General features: G+C 69.7%; 19 protein-coding genes. 11 read left to right on the forward strand and 8 right to left on the reverse strand.

Annotation, left to right across the window (positions count from 1 at the left end):
* Positions 1-38: 38 nt before the first annotated feature.
* The gene (locus EAT49_RS16945; RefSeq protein ID WP_123643486.1) at positions 39-1,379 is read right to left on the reverse strand and encodes a helix-turn-helix domain-containing protein; all 1,341 of its coding nucleotides are present in this window, start codon (positions 1,377-1,379) and stop codon (positions 39-41) included.
* Positions 1,380-1,605: 226 nt separating this feature from the next.
* On the opposite strand from EAT49_RS16945, the gene EAT49_RS16950 reads away from it, so the two are divergent.
* The 10 genes from EAT49_RS16950 (at position 1,606) to aat (ending at position 10,819) form a co-directional block, all read left to right on the forward strand.
* The gene (locus EAT49_RS16950; protein WP_123643487.1) at positions 1,606-2,973 is read left to right on the forward strand and encodes a substrate-binding protein; all 1,368 of its coding nucleotides are present in this window, start codon (positions 1,606-1,608) and stop codon (positions 2,971-2,973) included.
* Between the two features lie 121 nt (positions 2,974-3,094).
* Positions 3,095-4,126: a branched-chain amino acid ABC transporter permease gene (locus EAT49_RS16955; protein ID WP_123643488.1), complete on the forward strand. Its 1,032-nt coding sequence runs from the start codon at positions 3,095-3,097 to the stop codon at positions 4,124-4,126.
* A gap of 111 nt (positions 4,127-4,237) precedes the next feature.
* Entirely contained in the window at positions 4,238-5,389 is a 1,152-nt protein-coding gene (locus tag EAT49_RS16960; protein WP_123643513.1) for a branched-chain amino acid ABC transporter permease, read from the forward strand.
* Positions 5,390-5,398: 9 nt separating this feature from the next.
* Positions 5,399-6,157, forward strand: coding sequence for an ABC transporter ATP-binding protein (locus EAT49_RS16965; RefSeq protein ID WP_123643489.1), 759 nt, complete (start codon positions 5,399-5,401; stop codon positions 6,155-6,157).
* 12 nt (positions 6,158-6,169) lie between these two features.
* Positions 6,170-6,943, forward strand: coding sequence for an ABC transporter ATP-binding protein (locus tag EAT49_RS16970; protein WP_123643490.1), 774 nt, complete (start codon positions 6,170-6,172; stop codon positions 6,941-6,943).
* 341 nt (positions 6,944-7,284) lie between these two features.
* Positions 7,285-7,476 carry a hypothetical protein gene (locus EAT49_RS16975; protein WP_123643491.1) on the forward strand — a complete coding sequence of 64 codons (192 nt, stop codon included), beginning with the start codon at positions 7,285-7,287 and terminating at the stop codon, positions 7,474-7,476.
* Positions 7,477-7,598: 122 nt separating this feature from the next.
* Positions 7,599-8,087, forward strand: a complete 489-nt coding sequence (accB, locus tag EAT49_RS16980) for an acetyl-CoA carboxylase biotin carboxyl carrier protein (protein ID WP_123643492.1) — start codon at positions 7,599-7,601, stop codon at positions 8,085-8,087.
* Between the two features lie 13 nt (positions 8,088-8,100).
* Positions 8,101-9,447: an acetyl-CoA carboxylase biotin carboxylase subunit gene (gene accC / locus EAT49_RS16985; RefSeq protein WP_123643493.1), complete on the forward strand. Its 1,347-nt coding sequence runs from the start codon at positions 8,101-8,103 to the stop codon at positions 9,445-9,447.
* Between the two features lie 252 nt (positions 9,448-9,699).
* A complete protein-coding gene (locus EAT49_RS16990) occupies positions 9,700-10,014 on the forward strand; it encodes a hypothetical protein (RefSeq protein WP_123643494.1) in 315 nt (104 codons plus the stop codon).
* Positions 10,015-10,156: 142 nt separating this feature from the next.
* On the forward strand, positions 10,157-10,819 hold the full coding sequence (gene aat, locus EAT49_RS16995) for a leucyl/phenylalanyl-tRNA--protein transferase (protein WP_123643495.1): 663 nt from the start codon (positions 10,157-10,159) through the stop codon (positions 10,817-10,819).
* Here the strand turns inward: aat and EAT49_RS17000 are convergent.
* The 5 genes from EAT49_RS17000 to EAT49_RS17020 all read right to left on the reverse strand — a co-directional run bounded on the left by EAT49_RS17000 (position 10,774) and on the right by EAT49_RS17020 (position 14,007).
* Positions 10,774-11,130, reverse strand: coding sequence for a DUF2155 domain-containing protein (locus EAT49_RS17000; RefSeq protein WP_123643496.1), 357 nt, complete (start codon positions 11,128-11,130; stop codon positions 10,774-10,776). The two genes, aat and EAT49_RS17000, sit on opposite strands and share 46 nt — an antisense overlap.
* A complete protein-coding gene (gene mlaD / locus EAT49_RS17005; RefSeq protein WP_123643497.1) occupies positions 11,130-11,576 on the reverse strand; it encodes an outer membrane lipid asymmetry maintenance protein MlaD in 447 nt (148 codons plus the stop codon). Before mlaD ends, EAT49_RS17000 begins: the two co-directional genes overlap by 1 nt.
* On the reverse strand, positions 11,576-11,953 hold the full coding sequence (locus tag EAT49_RS17010) for an NADH:ubiquinone oxidoreductase subunit NDUFA12 (RefSeq protein ID WP_123643498.1): 378 nt from the start codon (positions 11,951-11,953) through the stop codon (positions 11,576-11,578). The genes mlaD and EAT49_RS17010 overlap by 1 nt, the downstream gene beginning before the upstream one ends.
* 78 nt (positions 11,954-12,031) lie before the next feature.
* A complete protein-coding gene (locus tag EAT49_RS17015; protein WP_123643499.1) occupies positions 12,032-12,832 on the reverse strand; it encodes a glycosyl transferase in 801 nt (266 codons plus the stop codon).
* Between the two features lie 11 nt (positions 12,833-12,843).
* Entirely contained in the window at positions 12,844-14,007 is a 1,164-nt protein-coding gene (locus EAT49_RS17020) for a M20 aminoacylase family protein (protein ID WP_123643500.1), read from the reverse strand.
* A gap of 632 nt (positions 14,008-14,639) precedes the next feature.
* Here EAT49_RS17020 and EAT49_RS17030 point away from each other — a divergent pair.
* Positions 14,640-16,007, forward strand: coding sequence for an MATE family efflux transporter (locus tag EAT49_RS17030; protein WP_246003891.1), 1,368 nt, complete (start codon positions 14,640-14,642; stop codon positions 16,005-16,007).
* Positions 16,008-16,011: 4 nt separating this feature from the next.
* Here the strand turns inward: EAT49_RS17030 and EAT49_RS17035 are convergent, their stop codons facing one another.
* Positions 16,012-17,313, reverse strand: coding sequence for a DUF3422 family protein (locus tag EAT49_RS17035; protein ID WP_246003892.1), 1,302 nt, complete (start codon positions 17,311-17,313; stop codon positions 16,012-16,014).
* A gap of 106 nt (positions 17,314-17,419) precedes the next feature.
* A complete protein-coding gene (locus EAT49_RS17040; RefSeq protein WP_123643501.1) occupies positions 17,420-18,589 on the reverse strand; it encodes a type III PLP-dependent enzyme in 1,170 nt (389 codons plus the stop codon).
* Positions 18,590-18,860 lie beyond the last annotated feature (271 nt).

Here is an 18,860-nt window from a genome sequence, read left to right on the forward strand (position 1 = left end):
CACGGGGTGCGCGGCGGTTGTCAAAGCACCACGCAACATCATTTCGCAGGCGCTGACGTTGCGGAAAGGATCGAGGGCTCGCGCCGGGCGCCGCAGTCGGTCCGGGGACAGATGCGGCAGGCCACGCCCACGGGCCGCGGCGGAGAAGCGCCCCGTTCCGCGGGAGTGGCGGCGCGGAAGATCATCGTCGCCTCCTGCACCAGCGGCGTGCCGTAGTCGGGCGCGATCTTCGGCAGGGCGACGGCATGGGCCAGAAGCGGCGTGTCATGCGCGCCGGGCAGGATCACGCAGGCCCGGATCGGACGGCCCGGCTGGCCCAGCGCCTCGAACAGCGGCCAGAACGGACAGGAGCCGCCGGCGCGCGGCAGGTCGATCCCGGCAAGCGGCTGCATGGCGGAGACGACGCCGGCGCTGTCGCAGATCGCGAGTCCGGTGACCGGATGGCCGTCTTCGGGGGGCAGGGCGGCGAGCCTGCGCATCACCCGGTCGAGGGGCGCGCCGGTCTGGCGGGCGAGGTCGACGGGATCGTGACGGGCGGCAGCCGCGAGCGGGCCGAACTCCGCCAGCGGCAGAGCCTCGGCATCCTCGGCGTAGCGCAGGAGCCGCGCACGGGCGAGGGCGCGGCCTCCGTCGGAGACCAGCGTCTCGGCCTCCGCCACGAGGCGGTCGACGGCGGCCTGCCCTTCCCGTTCCAGGGCGGGGACCGGCCCGCCGCCCGCATCGGCGAAAAGCGCGTCGGCCTCCTCGGTCGCGGAGAGCGGCACAGCGCGCTCGCCGCTGGTCGCGTCGAGATAGGAGACGAGGGCCTTGCTGCTTTCGGCGAGCCGCTGCGCGTCATCGAAGATGTTCTGGTGAAAGCGCCGCTGCCAGTCGGCGTCGATCTCTTCCTCGCCGGTCAGGATCGCCGAGGTCGAGCGGATCGAGGTCACCGCCGAGATCACCTCGTGCAGCGCCTCGGCCAGTTGCGGGTCGTGGGCGAGACGGTCCGACAGGCCGCGGAGCCGGTCCTCGAGGGCGGTCATCCGGCGTTCCTGCGTGACCACGAGATCGGCCCAGCCCGGGAAGCGACCCGCGAATTCGTCGACCCGGTCGAGTTCGGCGGGCCGGGCCTGGACGGCGCCGGTCTCGGGCCGCGCGGCAGCGCGCCGCAGGGCCTCGACCTTGGCAGCCTCGGCGCCTTCGGCGAGACTCTGGGGGTCGACGTCGAGGGCGCGGGCGATGTCGCTGAGCAGCCGACCCGCGATTCTGCGGCGGTTGTGTTCGATGAGGTTGAGATAGGACGGAGAGATCCCGGCCATCCGCGCCAGATCGGACTGCCGCAGCCCCTGCATCAGGCGGCGCTCGCGGATCCGGCTTCCGGTGAACTGGCGTGCGGGCATCGGTTTTTCCTTATGCGTGACAGGGGCTTTCTGCGCCTGCGGGAAAAGGCCTTTACACTGTATACAACGGTACTGTGTATTGCTTTACAAAAAAATATCGCTGTCTGAGGGACTTGTTGCGCGGTTTTCGAAAGCCTGCCGTTATGGCCCTGCGCTGTAAATCGCGCGGCGCGCACCGGGTAAGAGGAGACCCGTAGCGCGATCTTCGAAAACTGGGAGGATATTCATGTCCAAATCGACCTTCACGCGTCGTGGCGTGCTCCGCACGGGCGCCGTGGCCGGCGCGGGCCTCGCGCTGCCGACCTACCTGCGCGCGCAGGACTCGGGCTTCACCAACGCCCCCGGCCCCGATTCGGTGACTCTGGGCTTCAGCGTGCCGCTGTCCGGCCCCTATGCCGACGAAGGCGCCGACGAGCTGCGCGCGCTCGAGCTCGCCGTCGAACACCTGAACGGCGAGGGTGACGGCGGGATGCTGCAGACCTTCTCGTCGAAGGCGCTCGATGGCACCGGCATCCTCGGGCGCCGCGTCGAATACGTCAGCGGCGACGACCAGACGAAATCCGACGTCGCCCGCGCCACCGCCCGCTCGATGATCGAGAAGGACGGCGCCATCATGATCACCGGCGGGTCCTCCTCGGGCACCGCGGTGGCCGTGCAGGCGCTCTGCCAGGAAGTCGGCATCATCTTCATGGCGGGCCTCACCCATGCCAACGACACCACCGGCAAGGACCGCAAGGCCAACGGCTTCCGCCACTTCTTCAACTCCTATATGTCGGGCGCGGCGCTCGCCCCGATCCTCGCGAGCCAGTACGGCACGGACCGCAGGGCCTATCACCTGACCGCCGACTACAACTGGGGCTACACCACCGAGGAGGCGATCCGCGCGTCCACCGAGGCGATGGGCTGGGAGACCGTGAACTCGGTGCTCACCCCGCTGACGCAGACCGACTTCTCGTCCTACATCGCGCCGGTGCTGAACTCGGGCGCCGACGTGCTGGTGCTGAACCACTATGGCGGCAACATGGTGAACAGCCTCACCAACGCCGTGCAGTTCGGCCTGCGGGAGGCCTCGGCCAACGGCAAGCAGTTCGAGATCGTGGTGCCGCTCTATTCGGAGCTCATGGCGCGCGGCGCCGGCCCGAACATCAAGGGCATCCTCGGCAGCCAGAACTGGGACTGGAAACTGGAGAACGAGCTCGGCGCCAAGTACTCGGGCACCAACGCCTTCGTCCAGTCCTTCGGCACGAAATACGGCTTCCCGCCGTCCCAGGCGGCGCATACCTGCTACGTGCAGACGCTGCTCTATGCCGACGCCGTGACCCGGGCGGGCTCCTTCGCGCCCTGCGCGGTCGTCGAGGCGCTCAAGGACTTCGAGTTCGACGGTCTCGGGAACGGCCCGACGCTCTATCGCGGCGACGATCACCAGTGCTTCAAGGACGTGGTCGTGGTGCGCGGCAAGGAGAACCCGGAGAACGAGTTCGACCTCGTGGAGATCGTCGAGGTCACGCCGGTCGACCAGGTCACCTATCCGCCGGACCACCCGCAGTTCGGCGGCGCCGAGGCGACCCTCGGCACCTGCAACAACGGCGCCTGACCGGAGCCGGGCGGCGCCTCGCGCCGCCCCTTCCGGTCTCCGCTGGCCTTAGGCCGGGCTGAAGCCCGGCCTACCCATCGGCTTATCCGATCGTTCGTTCATTCCGGCACGAGAGGCCCCCATGGATCAGATCATCGTTCAAATCCTCAACGGGCTCGACAAGGGCTCCGCCTATGCCCTGATCGCCCTCGGTCTGACGCTGATCTTTGGCACCCTGGGCGTCGTCAACTTCGCCCATGGCGCGCTGTTCATGCTTGGCGCCTTCTGCGCCGTCATCTTCAACCGCCTGCTGTCGCTCAGCCACAAGGTCGTGGACGAAAGCCGGACCGACTTTCTCGGCAACCCGATGCAGGTCGACGTGCCGTATGTCCACGAATGGTTCGGGCAGGCGGCGGGCGACGCGCTCATCAACTGGTCGGTACCGCTCTCGATCCTCTTCGCGATCCCGGTGATGCTGCTCGTGGGCGTGATCATGGAGCGCGGCCTGATCAAGCATTTCTACAAGCGACCCCACGCGGACCAGATCCTGGTGACCTTCGGTCTCGCCATCGTGCTGCAGGAGATCATCAAGTACTTCTTCGGTGCGAACCCGATCCAGACCCCGGCGCCCGACGCCTTCCGCGGCAGCCTCGACTTCGGCGTCTGGCTGGGCTTCGACCCGCTGACGATCATGTATCCCTACTGGCGGCTCGTGTACTTCTTCTTCGCGGCGATCATCATCGCCGGGGTCTTTGCCTTCCTGCAGTTCACCACCTTCGGCATGGTGGTCCGCGCCGGCATGGCCGACCGCGAGACCGTGGGGCTGCTGGGCATCGACATCGACAAGCGCTTCACCTTCATGTTCGGCCTCGCCGCGGCGGTGGCCGGTATCGCCGGGGTGATGTACGCGCCCATCGTGGCGCCCAACTACCACATGGGGATGGATTTCCTCGTGCTCAGCTTCGTGGTGGTGGTCGTGGGCGGCATGGGCTCGCTTCCGGGCGCCGTGGCGGCGGGGTTCCTTCTGGGCATCCTCGAGAGCTTCGCCTCGATGCCCGCGGTCACCCAGTTCCTGCCCGGCATCAACCAGATCATCATCTACCTTGTCGCCATCATCGTTCTGCTGACCCGTCCCCGTGGCCTCATGGGCCGCAAGGGCGTGATGGAGGAGTAATCCATGACCGATCAGACCACTCAGACCGGCGCCATCGCCCCCCAGGCGGACCGCTCCCGCGCCGCGTCTGGCGGCTTCCTGGGGCTCGGCTTCAGGGACTTCCGGCTGCTCATGATCGTCGTGGCGCTGACGCTGCTGGCGCCCTTCCTGCTGAACCCCTTCCCCGAAGGCTCCGCCATGGCCCAGTTCAACGCGGGCTATCCGGACCTGATGCAGCGGTTCGTGATCTTCGGGATCTTCGCCATCGGGTTCAACATCCTCTTCGGGCTCACGGGCTACCTCTCGTTCGGCCACGCGGCCTTCCTCGGGGTGGGCTCCTACGCCGCGATCTGGATGATGAAGCTGGTGACCACGAACATCATCCCCGGCATCATCGCCTCGATCATCTTCGCCGCCCTCTTCGCGGTGGTGGTGGGCTTCATCTCGCTCAGGCGGTCGGGCATCTACTTCTCGATCCTGACGCTGGCCTTCGCGCAGATGTCCTATGCCCTGGCCTATTCGGTGCTGACGCCGATCACCGGCGGCGAGACCGGGCTGCAGATCAAGTCCACGGACCGGCCCTTCCTCGACAACCTCGAGCCGGGCCAGATCGGCCGCGCCAACCTCTTCGGCATCGACATGCGGGCCAGCCAGATCCTGGAGGTCGGCGGCTGGCAGTTCACCTTCAACGTCGGCTACTATGTCTGCGCCGTGGTGATGATCCTCGCCTTCTACATGGCGATCCGCATCTTCCGCTCTCCCTTCGGGATGATGCTGCGCGCGGTGAAGTCGAACCAGCAGCGGATGAACTACACGGGCCTCTCGCCCAAGCCCTACACCCTGGCCGCCTTCGTCATCTCGGGCATGTATGCCGGTCTGGCCGGCGGGCTGATGGTCGCGATGGATACCCAGGTCGGCCCGGAGCGGATGTTCTGGACGGCCTCGGGCGAGGTGGTGCTGATGACCATCCTCGGCGGCGCGGGCACCCTGATCGGGCCGGTGCTGGGCGCGGGCTTCATCAAGTACTTCGAGAACATCGTCTCGAAGATCAACTCGGACATCCTGCACGGCTGGTTCGCCTTCCTGCCCGACGGGCTCGAGGATTTCATGGTCGCCATCGTCTACCCCTTCGTGGGCAAGGGCTGGCACCTGACGCTGGGCCTGATGTTCATGGCCGTCGTGATCTTCCTGCCCGGCGGCCTCGTCGAGGGCGGCCAGCGCATCGCAAGGCTCTTCCGCCGCCGCAAGGCCGCGGACGGCGCAACGAAATCCGCCGCGGAGTGAGGTGAGACCATGGGCATTCTCGAAGTCAAAGGCGTCAACAAGCGCTTCGGCGGCCTTCAGGCCCTGGGCGACGTCAACCTCAGCGTGGCTGAGAACACCTGCCACGCGATCATCGGGCCGAACGGGGCCGGCAAGTCGACGCTGCTCAACTGCCTCGTGGGAAAGCTGATCCCCGACTCGGGCTCGGTGATGTTCGACGGTCAGAGCGTGCTGGGCCGCAAGCCCCACGAGATCAACCAGATGGGCATCTCCCGCGTGTTCCAGACGCCCGAGATCTTTGCCGATCTCACGGTTCTGGAGAACGTCATGATCCCCTGTTTCGCGGCACGCGACGGGGCGTTCAGGATGCATGCCTACGAGACCGTGGAGGCCGAGGCCGACATCCGCGACATGGCGATGACCATGCTCGAGGACGTCAACATGGCCCACAAGGCCGAGGAGCACGCGGGGTCGATGTCCCGCGGCGACAAGCGGCGGCTGGAGATGGCCATGTGTCTTGTCCAGAAGCCGAAGCTGCTTCTGCTCGACGAGCCCACCGCCGGGATGGCGCGGGCCGACACGAACAACACGATCGAGCTTCTGAAGTCGATCCGCGACCGGCGCACGATCACCATGTGCATCATCGAACACGACATGAACGTGGTGTTCAGCCTTGCCGAGCGGATCACCGTGCTGGCCCAGGGCACACCCCTGGTCGAGGACGTCCCCGACAAAATCAAGGGCCATCCCAAGGTCCGCGAAGCCTATCTCGGCGAAGCCCAGGTCTGAGGAGAGACGCGCATGACCCACGTGGAAGCGATCCGCAAGCCGGGGCCGTTCGACAAGAACCGCAACATGGCCGCCACCGCGCCGAAATACCTGTCGGTCTGGGACCTGCAGGCCTATTACGGCGAAAGCTATATCGTCCAGGGCGTCAGCTTCGACATCCACGAGGGCGAGATCCTCGCCCTTCTGGGCCGCAACGGCGCGGGCAAGACCTCCACCCTGCGCACGCTGGCGCGGCTGGGGGACCCGCAGCTGCATCACGGCGAGATCTGGCTGGACCACAAGCCCCTGCACGAGATGAAGGCCCACGAGGCGGCACAGAACGGCATGGTGCTGGTGCCGGAGGACCGGCGCATCATCCCCGGGCTGACGGTGGAGGAGAACCTGCAGCTCGCCCAGATCGCCCCGCCCCACGGCTGGTCGATCGAGCGGGTCTACGAGCTCTTTCCGCGGCTTGCGGAACGCCGCCGGCAGGAAGGCGTGACGCTCTCGGGCGGCGAGCAGCAGATGCTGTCGATCGCCCGCGCGCTCTGCCGGGACATCAAGGTGCTCCTGCTCGACGAACCCTACGAGGGGCTGGCGCCGGTCATCGTGCAGGAGATCGCGAAGACGCTGGAAATGATCCGCGACCAGGGCATCACCACGATCATCGTGGAGCAGAACGCCGTCGCCGCGCTGAAGCTCGCCGACCGGGCGGTGATCCTCGACATCGGCAAGGTCGTCTTCGACGGCTCCGCCCAGGAAGTGCTCGACGACGAGGCGCTGCGCGCGCAGTACCTCGCGATCTGAGGATACCGCCGGGCGGCGCGTCCGTCCTGCGGTGCATCGCCCGCCTGCGGCCGGGGCCCCCTCCCTCCCGGATCCGGCCGCAGGACGGGTGACATGGACGCCTCGGCGCGCGGTGCCGAGCGTTAACCATGAGTTCGGATCGGACATCCGGCTCGGGACGAATCGGTGCATATTTGCCTATCGACCCGCCCGAGACCCCAGGAGGTCACGATGGAGATAAGCCCGCGCCCCGCCCATCCCCTGCCGCCCCTTGCGGTGGATCGCCGGCCTGCCGCCGATGCCGCGGCCCTCGCCCGGGACCCGAGCCCGATCTGCCTCTTCCGCTGCCCCCCGGCACGGGGATGACGGCGGCCGCGGTCTCCGCGTCTCTGGGCGCCGATCCGCCGCGCCGGGTCTCCGCCATCTCTCCCGCAGAGCGCACGCTCAAACCCTACGGCATCGCGATGCTGCCCGAGGAGGCTGCGGCCGCGGCCCGCACCCGCGAAGGCGGGGGTCCGGTACAGGGGCCGGCCGCCTATCGCCGGGATTTCTAGGACGCCGCCGCTTTCACACCTGCATCACGTCGCGTATAAGCCCCCGAACATCCGGTCGGGGGCCCTGGGCCGTTCCGTCCCGCCGACCGCAGGCAAGAGTGACAAGAGGCCAGAGGACGTCGATGACAAGCAGCCCCACCCATGACAGCGACGTGACCTTCATCCGGGCGCTCGCGGAACTGCTTCGGGACAACGACCTGACGGAACTCAGCGTCCGGAGGGAATTCGGCGAGAACGACAGCCTCGATGTGACCGTGAGCCGCCAGGCCCCTGCCCCGGCGCCCGCCGCCGCGCCGGCCCCGATGCTGGCTCCTCCCCCGATGGCCCATGCCGCGACACCGGAGTCCGCTCCGGCGGCCCAGGACCCGGCGAGCCATCCGGGCGCCGTCACCTCGCCCATGGTGGGCACCGCCTATCTGCAGCCCGAACCCGGCAGCCAGCCCTTCGTCAGCGTCGGCACCCAGGTGCGCGAGGGCGACACGCTGCTGATCATCGAGGCGATGAAGACGATGAACCAGATCCCCGCGCCCCGATCGGGGACGGTGAAGCGGGTGCTGATCGACGACGGCAGCCCCGTGGAGTACGGCGCGACCCTGATGATCATCGAATAAGGCGGGCGGGTCCATGTTCGACAAGATCCTGATCGCCAACCGCGGCGAGATCGCGCTGCGCGTCATCCGCGCCTGCCGCGAGATGGGCATCGCCTCGGTCGCGGTCCATTCCACCGCCGACGCGGGCGCCATGCATGTGCGGATGGCGGACGAGGCGATCTGCATCGGACCGCCGCCGTCTCCGAAAAGCTACCTGTCGGTGCCCTCCATCATCTCCGCCTGCGAGGTGACGGGCGCGCAGGCGATCCATCCGGGATACGGGTTCCTCAGCGAGAACGCGGCTTTCGTGCAGGTGGTCGAGGATCACGGGCTGACCTTCATCGGCCCCTCGGCCGAGCATATCCGCATCATGGGCGACAAGATCACCGCCAAGGAGACGATGAAGGCCCTGGGCGTGCCCTGCGTGCCGGGCTCCGAGGGCGGCGTGCCCGACGTGGCCACGGCGCTGACGCTGGCCGACGGGATCGGCTATCCGGTGATCGTGAAGGCCACCGCCGGCGGCGGCGGGCGGGGGATGAAGGTGGCGCGGTCGCGGTCCGAGCTCGAGCGCGCCTTCCAGACCGCGCGGGCGGAGGCGAAGGCGGCCTTCGGCAATGACGAGGTCTATATCGAGAAATACCTGACGACGCCGCGGCACATCGAGATCCAGGTCTTCGGCGACGGCGAGGGCCGCGCGGTGCATCTGGCCGAGCGGGACTGCTCGCTCCAGCGGCGGCATCAGAAGGTGCTCGAGGAGGCGCCGGGGCCGTCGATCAGCCACGAGGAGCGGGCGCGGATAGGGGCGGTCTGCGCGAAGGCCGTGGCCGAGATCGGCTATCGCGGGGCGGGGACGATCGAGTTTCTCTACGAGGACGGCGAGTTCTACTTCATCGAGATGAACACCCGCCTCCAGGTGGAGCATCCGGTGACCGAGGCGATCTTCGGCGTCGATCTGGTGCGCGAGCAGATCCGGGTGGCCGAGGGCCTGCCGCTGTCCTTCACGCAGGACGATCTTCGGATCAACGGCCATGCGATCGAGGTCAGGATCAACGCCGAGAAGCTGCCCGATTTCGCGCCCTCGCCGGGGCGGATCAGCCAGTATCACGCGCCGGGGGGGCTGGGCGTGCGGATCGACTCGGCGCTGTTCGACGGCTACGTGATCCCGCCCTATTACGACAGTCTGATCGGCAAGCTGATCGTCCATGGCCGCGACCGGACCGAGGCTCTGGCGCGGCTCAACCGGGCGCTGGGGGAGCTGATCGTGGACGGGGTGGACACGACGATCCCGCTTTTCCGGGCGCTGCTCGAGGAGGAGGACATCCACACCGGGCGCTACAACATCCACTGGCTGGAGAAGTGGCTGGAGCGCGGGACGGGGTGAGGCGCCGGGACCGTTTCACGATGAAACGGGGGGTTAGGGTTCTGTTTTCAAATCCCTTTTCCGGATAATGGTCGTGGCGGCGCCTCGGGAGGCCCTGCCCCCGCGTGCGAAAGCCGCTGGCCTTCACCGGCCACCCCCGGAATACTCCCGGCCAGGAACGGAGAGCGCGACGCGGGAGGCCGGCGGCGGTGTGGCGAGACGCCGGGCCTTTCGGGGCGTGACCCCGATAGACACGCAAGGCAAGAGGCCGGGATGGGCGGGACCGTAGGCCAACTGTTCGACGAAGAACCCGGGCAATGGGGATTGCGCGGCGATCCCTTCCTGTGGCGAGACCTGCGTCAGACACTGGGGACGACCGGCCTTCCCGCATGCGAGGCGGACCTTCGTCATGTGCTGGAAGCGGCCTTCCGGGAAGCGACGGGAGAGGCGCTGTCCACCTGCGATGCAGTCCTTGTCGAGAGATTTGCAAAGGGCGGGATGTCATCCGGACAGGTAAGCGGGGACTTCTGGCGCAACAGGGGACTCCCGCTCGTCCTCGAGCGCTATCGAAAGGCGATCGGGCCATGACATCGCGGCAATTGGCGGGCCGGGGTCGCCCGTGCGACAAGGACGGGAACCGGCTCCTGTGCTGCCCGCGGTTCGTCCCCGGACCCGGCGGTCACGACGATCCCCTATCTTTCCGCGGCGAGGCGCGTCAGATTTGGCCTTCATGAAGGACGACGCGCCGAGCCTGACCCCGGACCTGCTGCTGACCGCCTATGCGACCGGCATCTTTCCCATGGCCGAGAGCCGGGGCGACCCGGAGATCTTCTGGGTGGACCCGCGGCACCGGGGGATACTGCCGCTCGACGGGTTCCGGATCTCGCGCAGCCTGGCCCGCCGGATGCGGCGGGGCGGCTATCGCGTGACCACCGACCGGGCCTTCGCCGCGGTGGTGCAGGGCTGCGCCGAGCGCGAGGAGACCTGGATCAACGACACGATCTTCGACCTTTACGCAGCCCTGCACGAGACCGGCCACGCCCGCTCTCTGGAGGTCTGGTCAGAGGACGGCGCGCTTGTCGGCGGGGTCTACGGCGTCTGCCTCGGCGCGGCCTTCTTCGGGGAAAGCATGTTCAGCCGGGCGACGGATGCCTCCAAGATCGCGCTGGCCTATCTGGTGGACCGGCTCAGGACGGGGGGGTTCCGGCTCTTCGACACGCAGTTCCTGACGCCGCACCTGGCCTCGCTCGGGGGTATCCAGATCTCTCGCGGCGACTATCGTGCGCGGCTGGCGGAGGCGCTGCGGCACGGGGCGGATTTCGACGCGCAGGGGGCGGTGCCCGACGCTCAGGACGTGGTGCAGCGCAATGCCCAGACATCGAAGCGCGGATGATCGAGCGCATTGAGCGCGGGGGCGGACGCCACCATCCAGCCGCGGAAGGTGGCGTCGGCCTCGCCCCGATAGAAGATCGTCACATGGGCCCAGGCATCGCCGGCGGGGTTGCCCGTGGGATAGCGGCACGCGTCGAGGCGGATCTCGATCAGGCCCCTGTCGGCCGTGCCGCCGGTGGCGAGCGTCACGTCCTCGGCCGCGCCGGTCTGCTTGTCGAGCACCCGCAGCACGGCCCCGGTGCCGGTGGTCGCCTGCTGCGCGGCCGCGGCCCCGGGCAGGAGGAGCAGCGCCGCGAGGGCCGCGCGCAGCATCACGGGTCGCCCCCGCCCACATAGCGCAGGAGAAGCGTGATCAGGCTGACATGACCTTGCGTGTCGGTGAAGCTGCCGCCGGCGGAAAGGTAGTCATAGGACCCGCCCGGCACGATCTCCATGAAGTTGCCGCCCAGGAGCCCCTCGGAGGCCACGGCCAGCAGGCTGTCCTCGGGCACCAGCACCCCCTCCTCGACCCGCACGGTGAGGTCGGCGCGAAAGGTCTCCTGGTTCAGGCCCATGGCGGTCACGGTGCCGACCCGCACCCCCGCCATCCGCACGTCTGTGCCGATGTCGATGCCCTCGACGGACGGAAAGCTGCCGCTGAGCTCGTAGCCCTGCGCGCCCCCGGTCCAGCCGGTGACCTGCGTCACGTAGATCAGGAAGCCCGCGGCGAAGGCGAGCACGAGCCCGCCGGCGGCGACCTCGGTCGGGTTCTCGCGCATCACTCGGGCGTCCAGGCCTCGTAATCCGTCCGCGCCGCCGGCTGGGACCGGCGGATCGAGCCGGCGGGCGCATAGGCGGCGGGCGTGCCGGTGAGGTTCGGCAGGTGCTCCTTTTCCCAGGCCTTCTTCGGCAGGGGCTTCTCGGAGGGCGGCTCGTCCCAGGTGCGGTGCAGCCAGCCGTGCCATTCGGGCGCGACGCGGCTGCCCTCGATCTCGCCGTTGTAGATCACCCAGCGCTTCGAATCGTCGGCGTTGCGGTAATAGACATTGCCCTGGGCATCCTCGCCCACCTTCTCGCCGCTGCGCCAGGTGAAGATCTGGGTCGAGACGGACTGGTTGTCCCACCAGGTGAAGAGGCGCTTGAAGAGGCTGGCCATGGCAATGCTCCGGTCAGGGTCGCGCCCGTCTTGCCGCAAAGGGGCCGCGTCGTCCAGTGGGCGGGTTGGCGCGGGCGGTCAGGCCCAGTCCGCGCCGAGGTCGTCCCGCGCGGCGTCGATCCAGTGCTCCCGGAGCCAGGGCACCGGGCGGGTGTAGCGCAGGAGGGAGCCGGACCAGCCCGCCACCGCGTCGGGCATCTTGGGACGCCCGTGAAAGCAGACGACGCGGGCCTCCCGGGGCAGCCGCGCGGGGCGCAGCCAGTTCACCGGCGGCAGGCCGAGACAGTCGTGCTTGAAGCTGACCACCTGTGCGGGATCGAGATAGGCGAAGGCGCCGTGCGCCCGGGCCTTGAGCGAGGTATAGCGCTGCTCGGACCCGCGCGCACGCGCCACTTCGCCGCCCGGGTCGGCGGCGAGATCGGCATAGAGCCAGGGGTGCAGACCCGGGTCGAAGCGGAAGACCGAACCGTGCCCCGTGGGCCGGCCGCGCCGCGCCTCGACCCAGTCGGCGCGCATCGCGACCTTGCCCGGCGCGGCCTGCCAGATCGGCGTCAGATCGCCTGTGATCACCACGTCGAGATCGAAGCCGAGGATCGCGCCCTCGTGGCCGGGCAGCACCCCGGGCCGGAACAGCGAGACCTTGCGCATCGCCCCCTGCCGGTTCGCCACCGCGAGGGCCGCGTCCATCTCCGCCTGGAAGGGCTCCTGCGGCAGGGGCAGCACCTCGATGTCGGGATGCAGGCCCTCGGCATGTTCGGTCATGCAGGCGAACCGGGTGAGCGCGGGCAGATGGCGCCGCACGCCCGAGTAGAGCCGGTTGACGTAGTCGGGGCCGAAGAGGCGGCCCCACTTGATGCAGACGACGGCGGCGCCCGGCATGGTCCTGCGGCTCAGGCCGCGGGCATCCGGCGCTCGACGATCTCGGCGAACCAGGAGCAGCCGACCGGGATGATCTCGTCGTTGAAATCGTACTCGGGATGGTGGACCGAGGCGCCCGGCCCGTTGCCGAGAAGGATATACGCCCCGGGCCGCTCCTCGAGCATGTAGGCGAAATCCTCGCCGCCCATCACCAGCGGCGCCTCGTCGCAGCCGCCCGCCACCGCGCGGGCCACCTCGGCGGCGAAGGCGGTCTCGGCCTCGTGGTTGGCCATGACCGGATAGCCGTCGTGCCAGGTGACCCGCGCCTCGGCGCCATAGGCCGCGGCGGTATTCTCGGCCAGCGCGAAGAACCGCTCGCGCGCCAGCCGGCGGTTCTCGTTCGACAGGGTCCGCACCGTGCCCTTCAGCGTCACGCGCTGGGGGATCACGTTGAAGGCCTTCGACGAGGACTCGAGCGAGGTCACGGAGACCACCACCTGTTCGGTCGGGTCCACGTTGCGCGACACGATGGACTGCAGCGCGAGAATGACATGGGCCGCAACCACGTTGGCGTCCACCGTCTCCTGGGGCTTGGCGGCGTGGCCGCCCCGGCCCTCGATCACGGCGGTGAACTGGTCGGTGGCGGCGAAGAACGGACCGGGACGGATGGCGAAGCTGCCGGCGGGCTGGTTCGGCCAGTTGTGCATGCCGTAGACCTCGCCGATGCCCCAGCGCGCCATCAGGCCCTCCTCGCACATCACCCGGCCGCCGCCGCCGCCTTCCTCTGCGGGCTGGAAGATGACCACGGCGGTGCCGTCGAAATGGCGCGTCTCGGCCAGATAGCGCGCGGCGCCGAGGAGCATCGCGGTATGGCCGTCATGGCCGCAGGCATGCATCTGCCCCGGCGTGCCCGATGCGTAGTCGAGCCCGGTGGCCTCCTCGATGGGCAGCGCGTCCATGTCGGCGCGCAGCCCGATGGCCCGGCCCGAGGCGGTGCTTCGGCCCCGGATCACGCCCACGACCCCCGATCGCGCAAGCCCCGTCACCACCTCGTCGCAGCCGAAGGCGCGCAGCTTCTCGGCCACCAGGGCCGAGGTGCGCGGCAGGTCGAACATCAGCTCGGGATGGGCATGGAGATCCCGGCGCCAGGCGGTGATCTCGGGGTGAAGCTCGGCGAAACGGTTCTTGATCGGCATGGGCCACTCCCCGGGGTCGACGTGTCCCCCCTACCTGCCCCCTCGCCGCCTCCGAGACAAGGCCCGCGGGGGCGGACCCGCCTCCCGGACGGGCGCGCCGCCCGCCCCCGCGCCGCGCCCCCCCCCGTTTTTCTGGCCGGAAGTATCCTCGGGGGGGCGGTGCAGGCGCAGGGCGCCTGCACCGCGGGGGCAGACAGCCCCCCTCCCCCGCGGCCCCGCGGCGCGTCCCTCCGAAGAGCGGAGCTGCCCCGGGGGGTCCGGGGGGCGGCAGCCCCCCGGCGGGGGGGCCCGCGCCGCCCGGGGGGAGCCGCCGCCCGCCCCCCCGCCCCCCCCCCCCCCGCCCGCCCCCCCCCCCCCCCCCCCCCCCCCCCCCCCCCCCCCCCCGGGTCGCCCCGCGCCAGCGGGGCGAAACCCCGAAGCCGCCTCGCCCCGACCGGGGCGGCGGATGTCCCGGGGACACGCGATGCGTCCCGTCTCCGGCCGGCGGCCGGACAGCCCTCCTCCCCCGGCGCGTCCTTCCTGAGGTCGGAGGAGCCCGGGGGGTCCGGGGGGCGGCAGCCCCCCGGCGGGTCGCCGCGCGACAGCGCGGCGAAACCCGGGAACCGGCCCGCCCCGCCGGGCATTGAGCGCTCATGTCCGCAACCAGAGACCTCACGTCGGGCCCCGTCTGGCGCGCGCTCGCCGCGGTGTCCGCGCCGATGACGCTCGGCATCTTCGGCGTGCTCTCCATCGGGCTCGCGGACGCGATCTTCCTCGGCCGGCTGGGCGGCGCGCCGCTCGCGGCCATCGGCTTCATCTTTCCCGTCATCACCGCGATCTCCTCGCTGTCCATCGGACTGGCCGCCGGCACCAATGCCGCGGTGAGCCAGGCCATCGGGCGCGGTGACGGGGAGAGGACGGAGCACCGGCTCGCGGTCCACGCGGTGGGGTTCGGGACGGCGATGGCCTGCCTCGTGGCCCTCGCGGTCTGGGCGCTGCACGATCCCCTGTTCCGCCTGCTCGGCGCATCGGACGACGTGCGGACGGAAATCCGGGGCTACATGCCGCTCTGGGCGCTGTCCTTTCCCTTCCTCGTCGCGCTGATGCAGACCCAGGCCGTGTTCCGCGCCCATGGCAACGGGCTGGTGGCGGGCACCGTCATGTTCGGCTCGGCGGTGGTGAACATCGCGCTCGATCCGCTCTTCATCTTCGGCTGGGGGCCGGTGCCCGGGATGGGCACCGAGGGCGCGGCCCTGGCGACGCTCCTGGCCCGGGTCCTCGCGTTCGCCGCCGCCCTCACCTATGCGATCCGCAAGGATTTCCTGCACTGGCCGCGGCACCCGTTCGAGGAGCTCGGCGCCTCGATCCGGCAGATCACCCGGGTGGGGCTTCCCGCCGCGATGTCGAACGCGATCAATCCCGCCGGCATGGCCGCGGTCACCGCCGCCGTCGCCGTGGTCGGCACCACCGCCGTCGCGGGTTTCGGCGCGGCGACACGGGTGCAGTCGCTGGCGCTGGTGCCGCTGATGGCGCTGTCGGCGGGGATCGGACCGGTCGTGGGCCAGAACTGGGGTGCGGACCGGCCAGACCGGGCGGCTCGGGGGCTCGCGCTCTGTTTCGTCTTCTGCGGGGTCTACGGCCTCGGCATCGGGGCGGTTCTGTTCCTCTTCGCGGGCCCCATCGGCGCGCTGATCGCCAGCGACGGCGAGGCGGCGGAGTTCTGCGCCGCCTACCTGCGCGTGGTGGGCTGGACGCTCGCGGGCTACGGGATGCTGGTGACGGCCAATGCCGCGATGAACGCGCGGGACCGGGCGCTCTGGTCCATGAGCCTCAGCCTCGGGCGGATCGCCCTGGTCTACCTGCCCTTCGCCTGGGCGGGGGTGAGCCTGATGGGCTACGGCGGCATCGTCGCGGCGGCGGCGGCGGCGAACCTCGCGGGCGGGGCCGCCGCGGCCTGGGCGGCCTGGCGCACGGGGCTTCTCAAGCTGCCGGAGCGCCGGCCGCGCGCGGCTGCGGCCTGAGGCCTCAACTCTCCACGGAGCGCCGGATGCGGCGTACCAGATACCAGACGCCCAGCACCACGACGGGCGCCGCGACGGCGCCGAGCCAGGTGCGGGACACGCCCGCCTCCTCCGCGAGGGGAGCGGCCATGTAGATCACGAGGTTCAGCGCGTAGTAGCTGATCGCCACGACCGACAGCCCCTCCACCGTCCGCTGCAGCCTGAGCTGCAGGTCGGAGCGCTTGTCCATGCTCTCGAGCAGGTTCTGGTTCTGCGCCGAGCGCGCCACGTCCACCTGCGTGCGCAGAAGGTCGCCCGCGCGGAGCGCCCGGTCGGACATGGCCTGGAGCCGCGCTTCGGTGGATTTCACCGTCCGCATCGCCGGATCGAAGCGGCGGGTCATGAATTCGGCGAAGGTCTGGCGCCCGCCGAAGCGTTCCTCGCGAAGGACCTCGATGCGCTGGTTCACGATCGTCTCGTAGGCCCCGGTCGCGCCGAAGCGGAACGAGGACTGCGCCACGATGGTCTCGAGCTCGGCCGAGATGCCGAGGAGCGCGTGCAGCGTCTCTTCGGGTTTCGAGATGGGGCCGGTCATGTCGGCGACGAGCTGGGTCAGGCGCGTCTCGATCCCGTTGAGCCGCCCGCCCATCTCGCGGCACATGAAGAGGCCGAGCATGGACATGGCCTTGTAGGTCTCGATCTCGCAGAGCCGCTGGATCACCCGCCCCGTGCGCCGCGCGCCGGTGTCGGGCCGGGCGAAGACGGCGAAGCGCATGTGCCCGGTGGGGTCGATGCGGAAATCGCCCGCGACGATCAGCTGGTCGTCGAGCACCTTGCTGACGGCGAGGCTTTCGGGGACGAACCAGGCACCCAGTTTCTCCGTGATCGCCTCGTCGGTCGGCGTCTCCTCGATGCGGATCAGCGCCGAGGTCAGCCGCAGGCCGGGGGCGGCGGCGAGCCAGTCCTCGGGAAAGAGGCGGAAGGTCTCGGCGTCGAAGGGACGCTCCGCCACGCCGTCGCCGAAGATGGTGAAGGTCACGAACTCGGTGTGGCTCTCCCACTTCAGCCGGTGCTTGCCGATGTCGCCGAAGTAATGCGTGTCGCCGGGTGCCGGATGTTTCGCGCCGTAGCGGTCGAGGAGGTCGATCAGATGCGCGCGGTCCGCGTCCCGGTCGCGGCCGGCGGCATTCTCCGCCGGTTTCAGGGCGAGGTAGGCGGCGCGCGCCGGGGCGCGCACGGTGGGAAACGGCCGCGCATGGAGCTCGTTGGCCATCGCGTAGCGTTGGGGGTGATCCTCGATGGCCATGGCGCGCGGTCTTTCCAGCATGTGACAGAGGTAACGTACCCGCCCGCTCTGTAAAGGAAAAACCGATAAATGCCAGACATTTAGCGGCGCACGATCGTATACCGTGCGCCGCCGGGAGCGGCGCCCTTCAGATGCAGAGCACGTCGAGGGGCGGGAAGCCGTTGAAACCGACCGAGGAATAGGTCGAGGTATAGGCGCCCGTCCCGCGGATCAGCACCCGATCGCCTGCCCGCAGATCGAGCGGAAGCTGCACGGGGCGCTTTTCGTAGAGCACGTCCGCGCTGTCGCAGGAGGGACCGGCGAGGATGCAGGGGCCCATGGCGCCGCCGTCGCGCGGGGTCTCGAGCCGGTAGCGGATCGCCTCGCCCTCGGTCTCGGCTAGGCCCGAGAAGCGGCCGATGTCGAGATAGACCCAGCGGTGCAGGTCGCGGTCGGACTTGCGGCTGACGAGCATCGCCTCGGCCACGATCGTGCCGGCCTCGGCCACCATGCCGCGCCCGGGCTCGGCCATGATGTGCCGCGCGCCGGGGAAGCGGGCCTCGACCATCTCCATCACCTGCGCGGCGTAGGCCTCGGCCGGGGCCAGCTCCTCGCCGTAGGAGGCGGGAAAGCCGCCGCCGATGTTGAGCACGGAGAGGTCGTGCCCGGCCGCGCGCGCGGCGGTCCAGGTCGCGGCGAGCGCGTCGAGCGCGGGCGCCCACATCCGCGCCTCGCGGGTCTGGGAGCCCACGTGGAAGGAGAAGCCCACCGGGTCGAGCGCCAGATCGCGCGCGTAGTCGAGCAGCGCCAGCGCCTTGCCCGCGTCGCAGCCGAACTTGCGCGTGAGCGGCCAGTCGGCCTCGGAGGTCTCGACGATGAGACGGATGTAGACCTGCGCGCCGGGGGCGTTCTCGGCGATCTTCTCGAGCTCCTCCTCGGCGTCGGCGGCAAAGAGCGTGATGCCCTTCTCCCAGGCCCAGCGGATGTCGGCGGCGCGCTTGATCGTGTTGCCGAAGGACACCTGCGAGGGTTTCGCGCCGCGCGACAGGCAGAGCGCGATTTCGCGGCGGGAGGCGGCGTCGAAGCTGCTGCCGAGGGACAGAAGGCGGTCGATGATCTCCTCGGCGGGGTTCGCCTTGACCGCGTAGTGGATCTGCGCGCGTCCGAGGCCCGCGGAGAGCGCGCGGTACTGCGCCTCGACGCGGTCGAGGTCGATGACCAGCGTGGGGCGGTCGAACTCGGCCAGGGCGAGCACGGTGTCGACGCGGGAGACAGGCGAATGGGCGCGCAGGGGCGCGTTCTGCAGGGACATGGTCATCTCCAATAGACCCGGCCAGCTATGACCGCTCAGTTCCAAGGGAGACGTTACCGTCGCTGCATAACGCGTGCCGGTCATCTGGTGAGCCTCGCTAGGGCTCGATCACCGGACGTGGCCAGAGGCGCGTGCGTTGGCGTCTGTGCGCGGCCATCTGGAGCATCCGGCGAGTCGGTTCAAGGGGGTTTCGCCGCTTGCGAAAAATAAAGTCGGGAGGAGATGGCGGCGCCGCACCGGGGGCGGGACGCGGGGAGGTGTGAGGGGGGGTGTTGGG

Origin of the sequence: Histidinibacterium lentulum (assembly GCF_003789055.1) — a bacterium.
Taxonomy (GTDB): domain Bacteria; phylum Pseudomonadota; class Alphaproteobacteria; order Rhodobacterales; family Rhodobacteraceae; genus Oceanicola; species Oceanicola lentulus.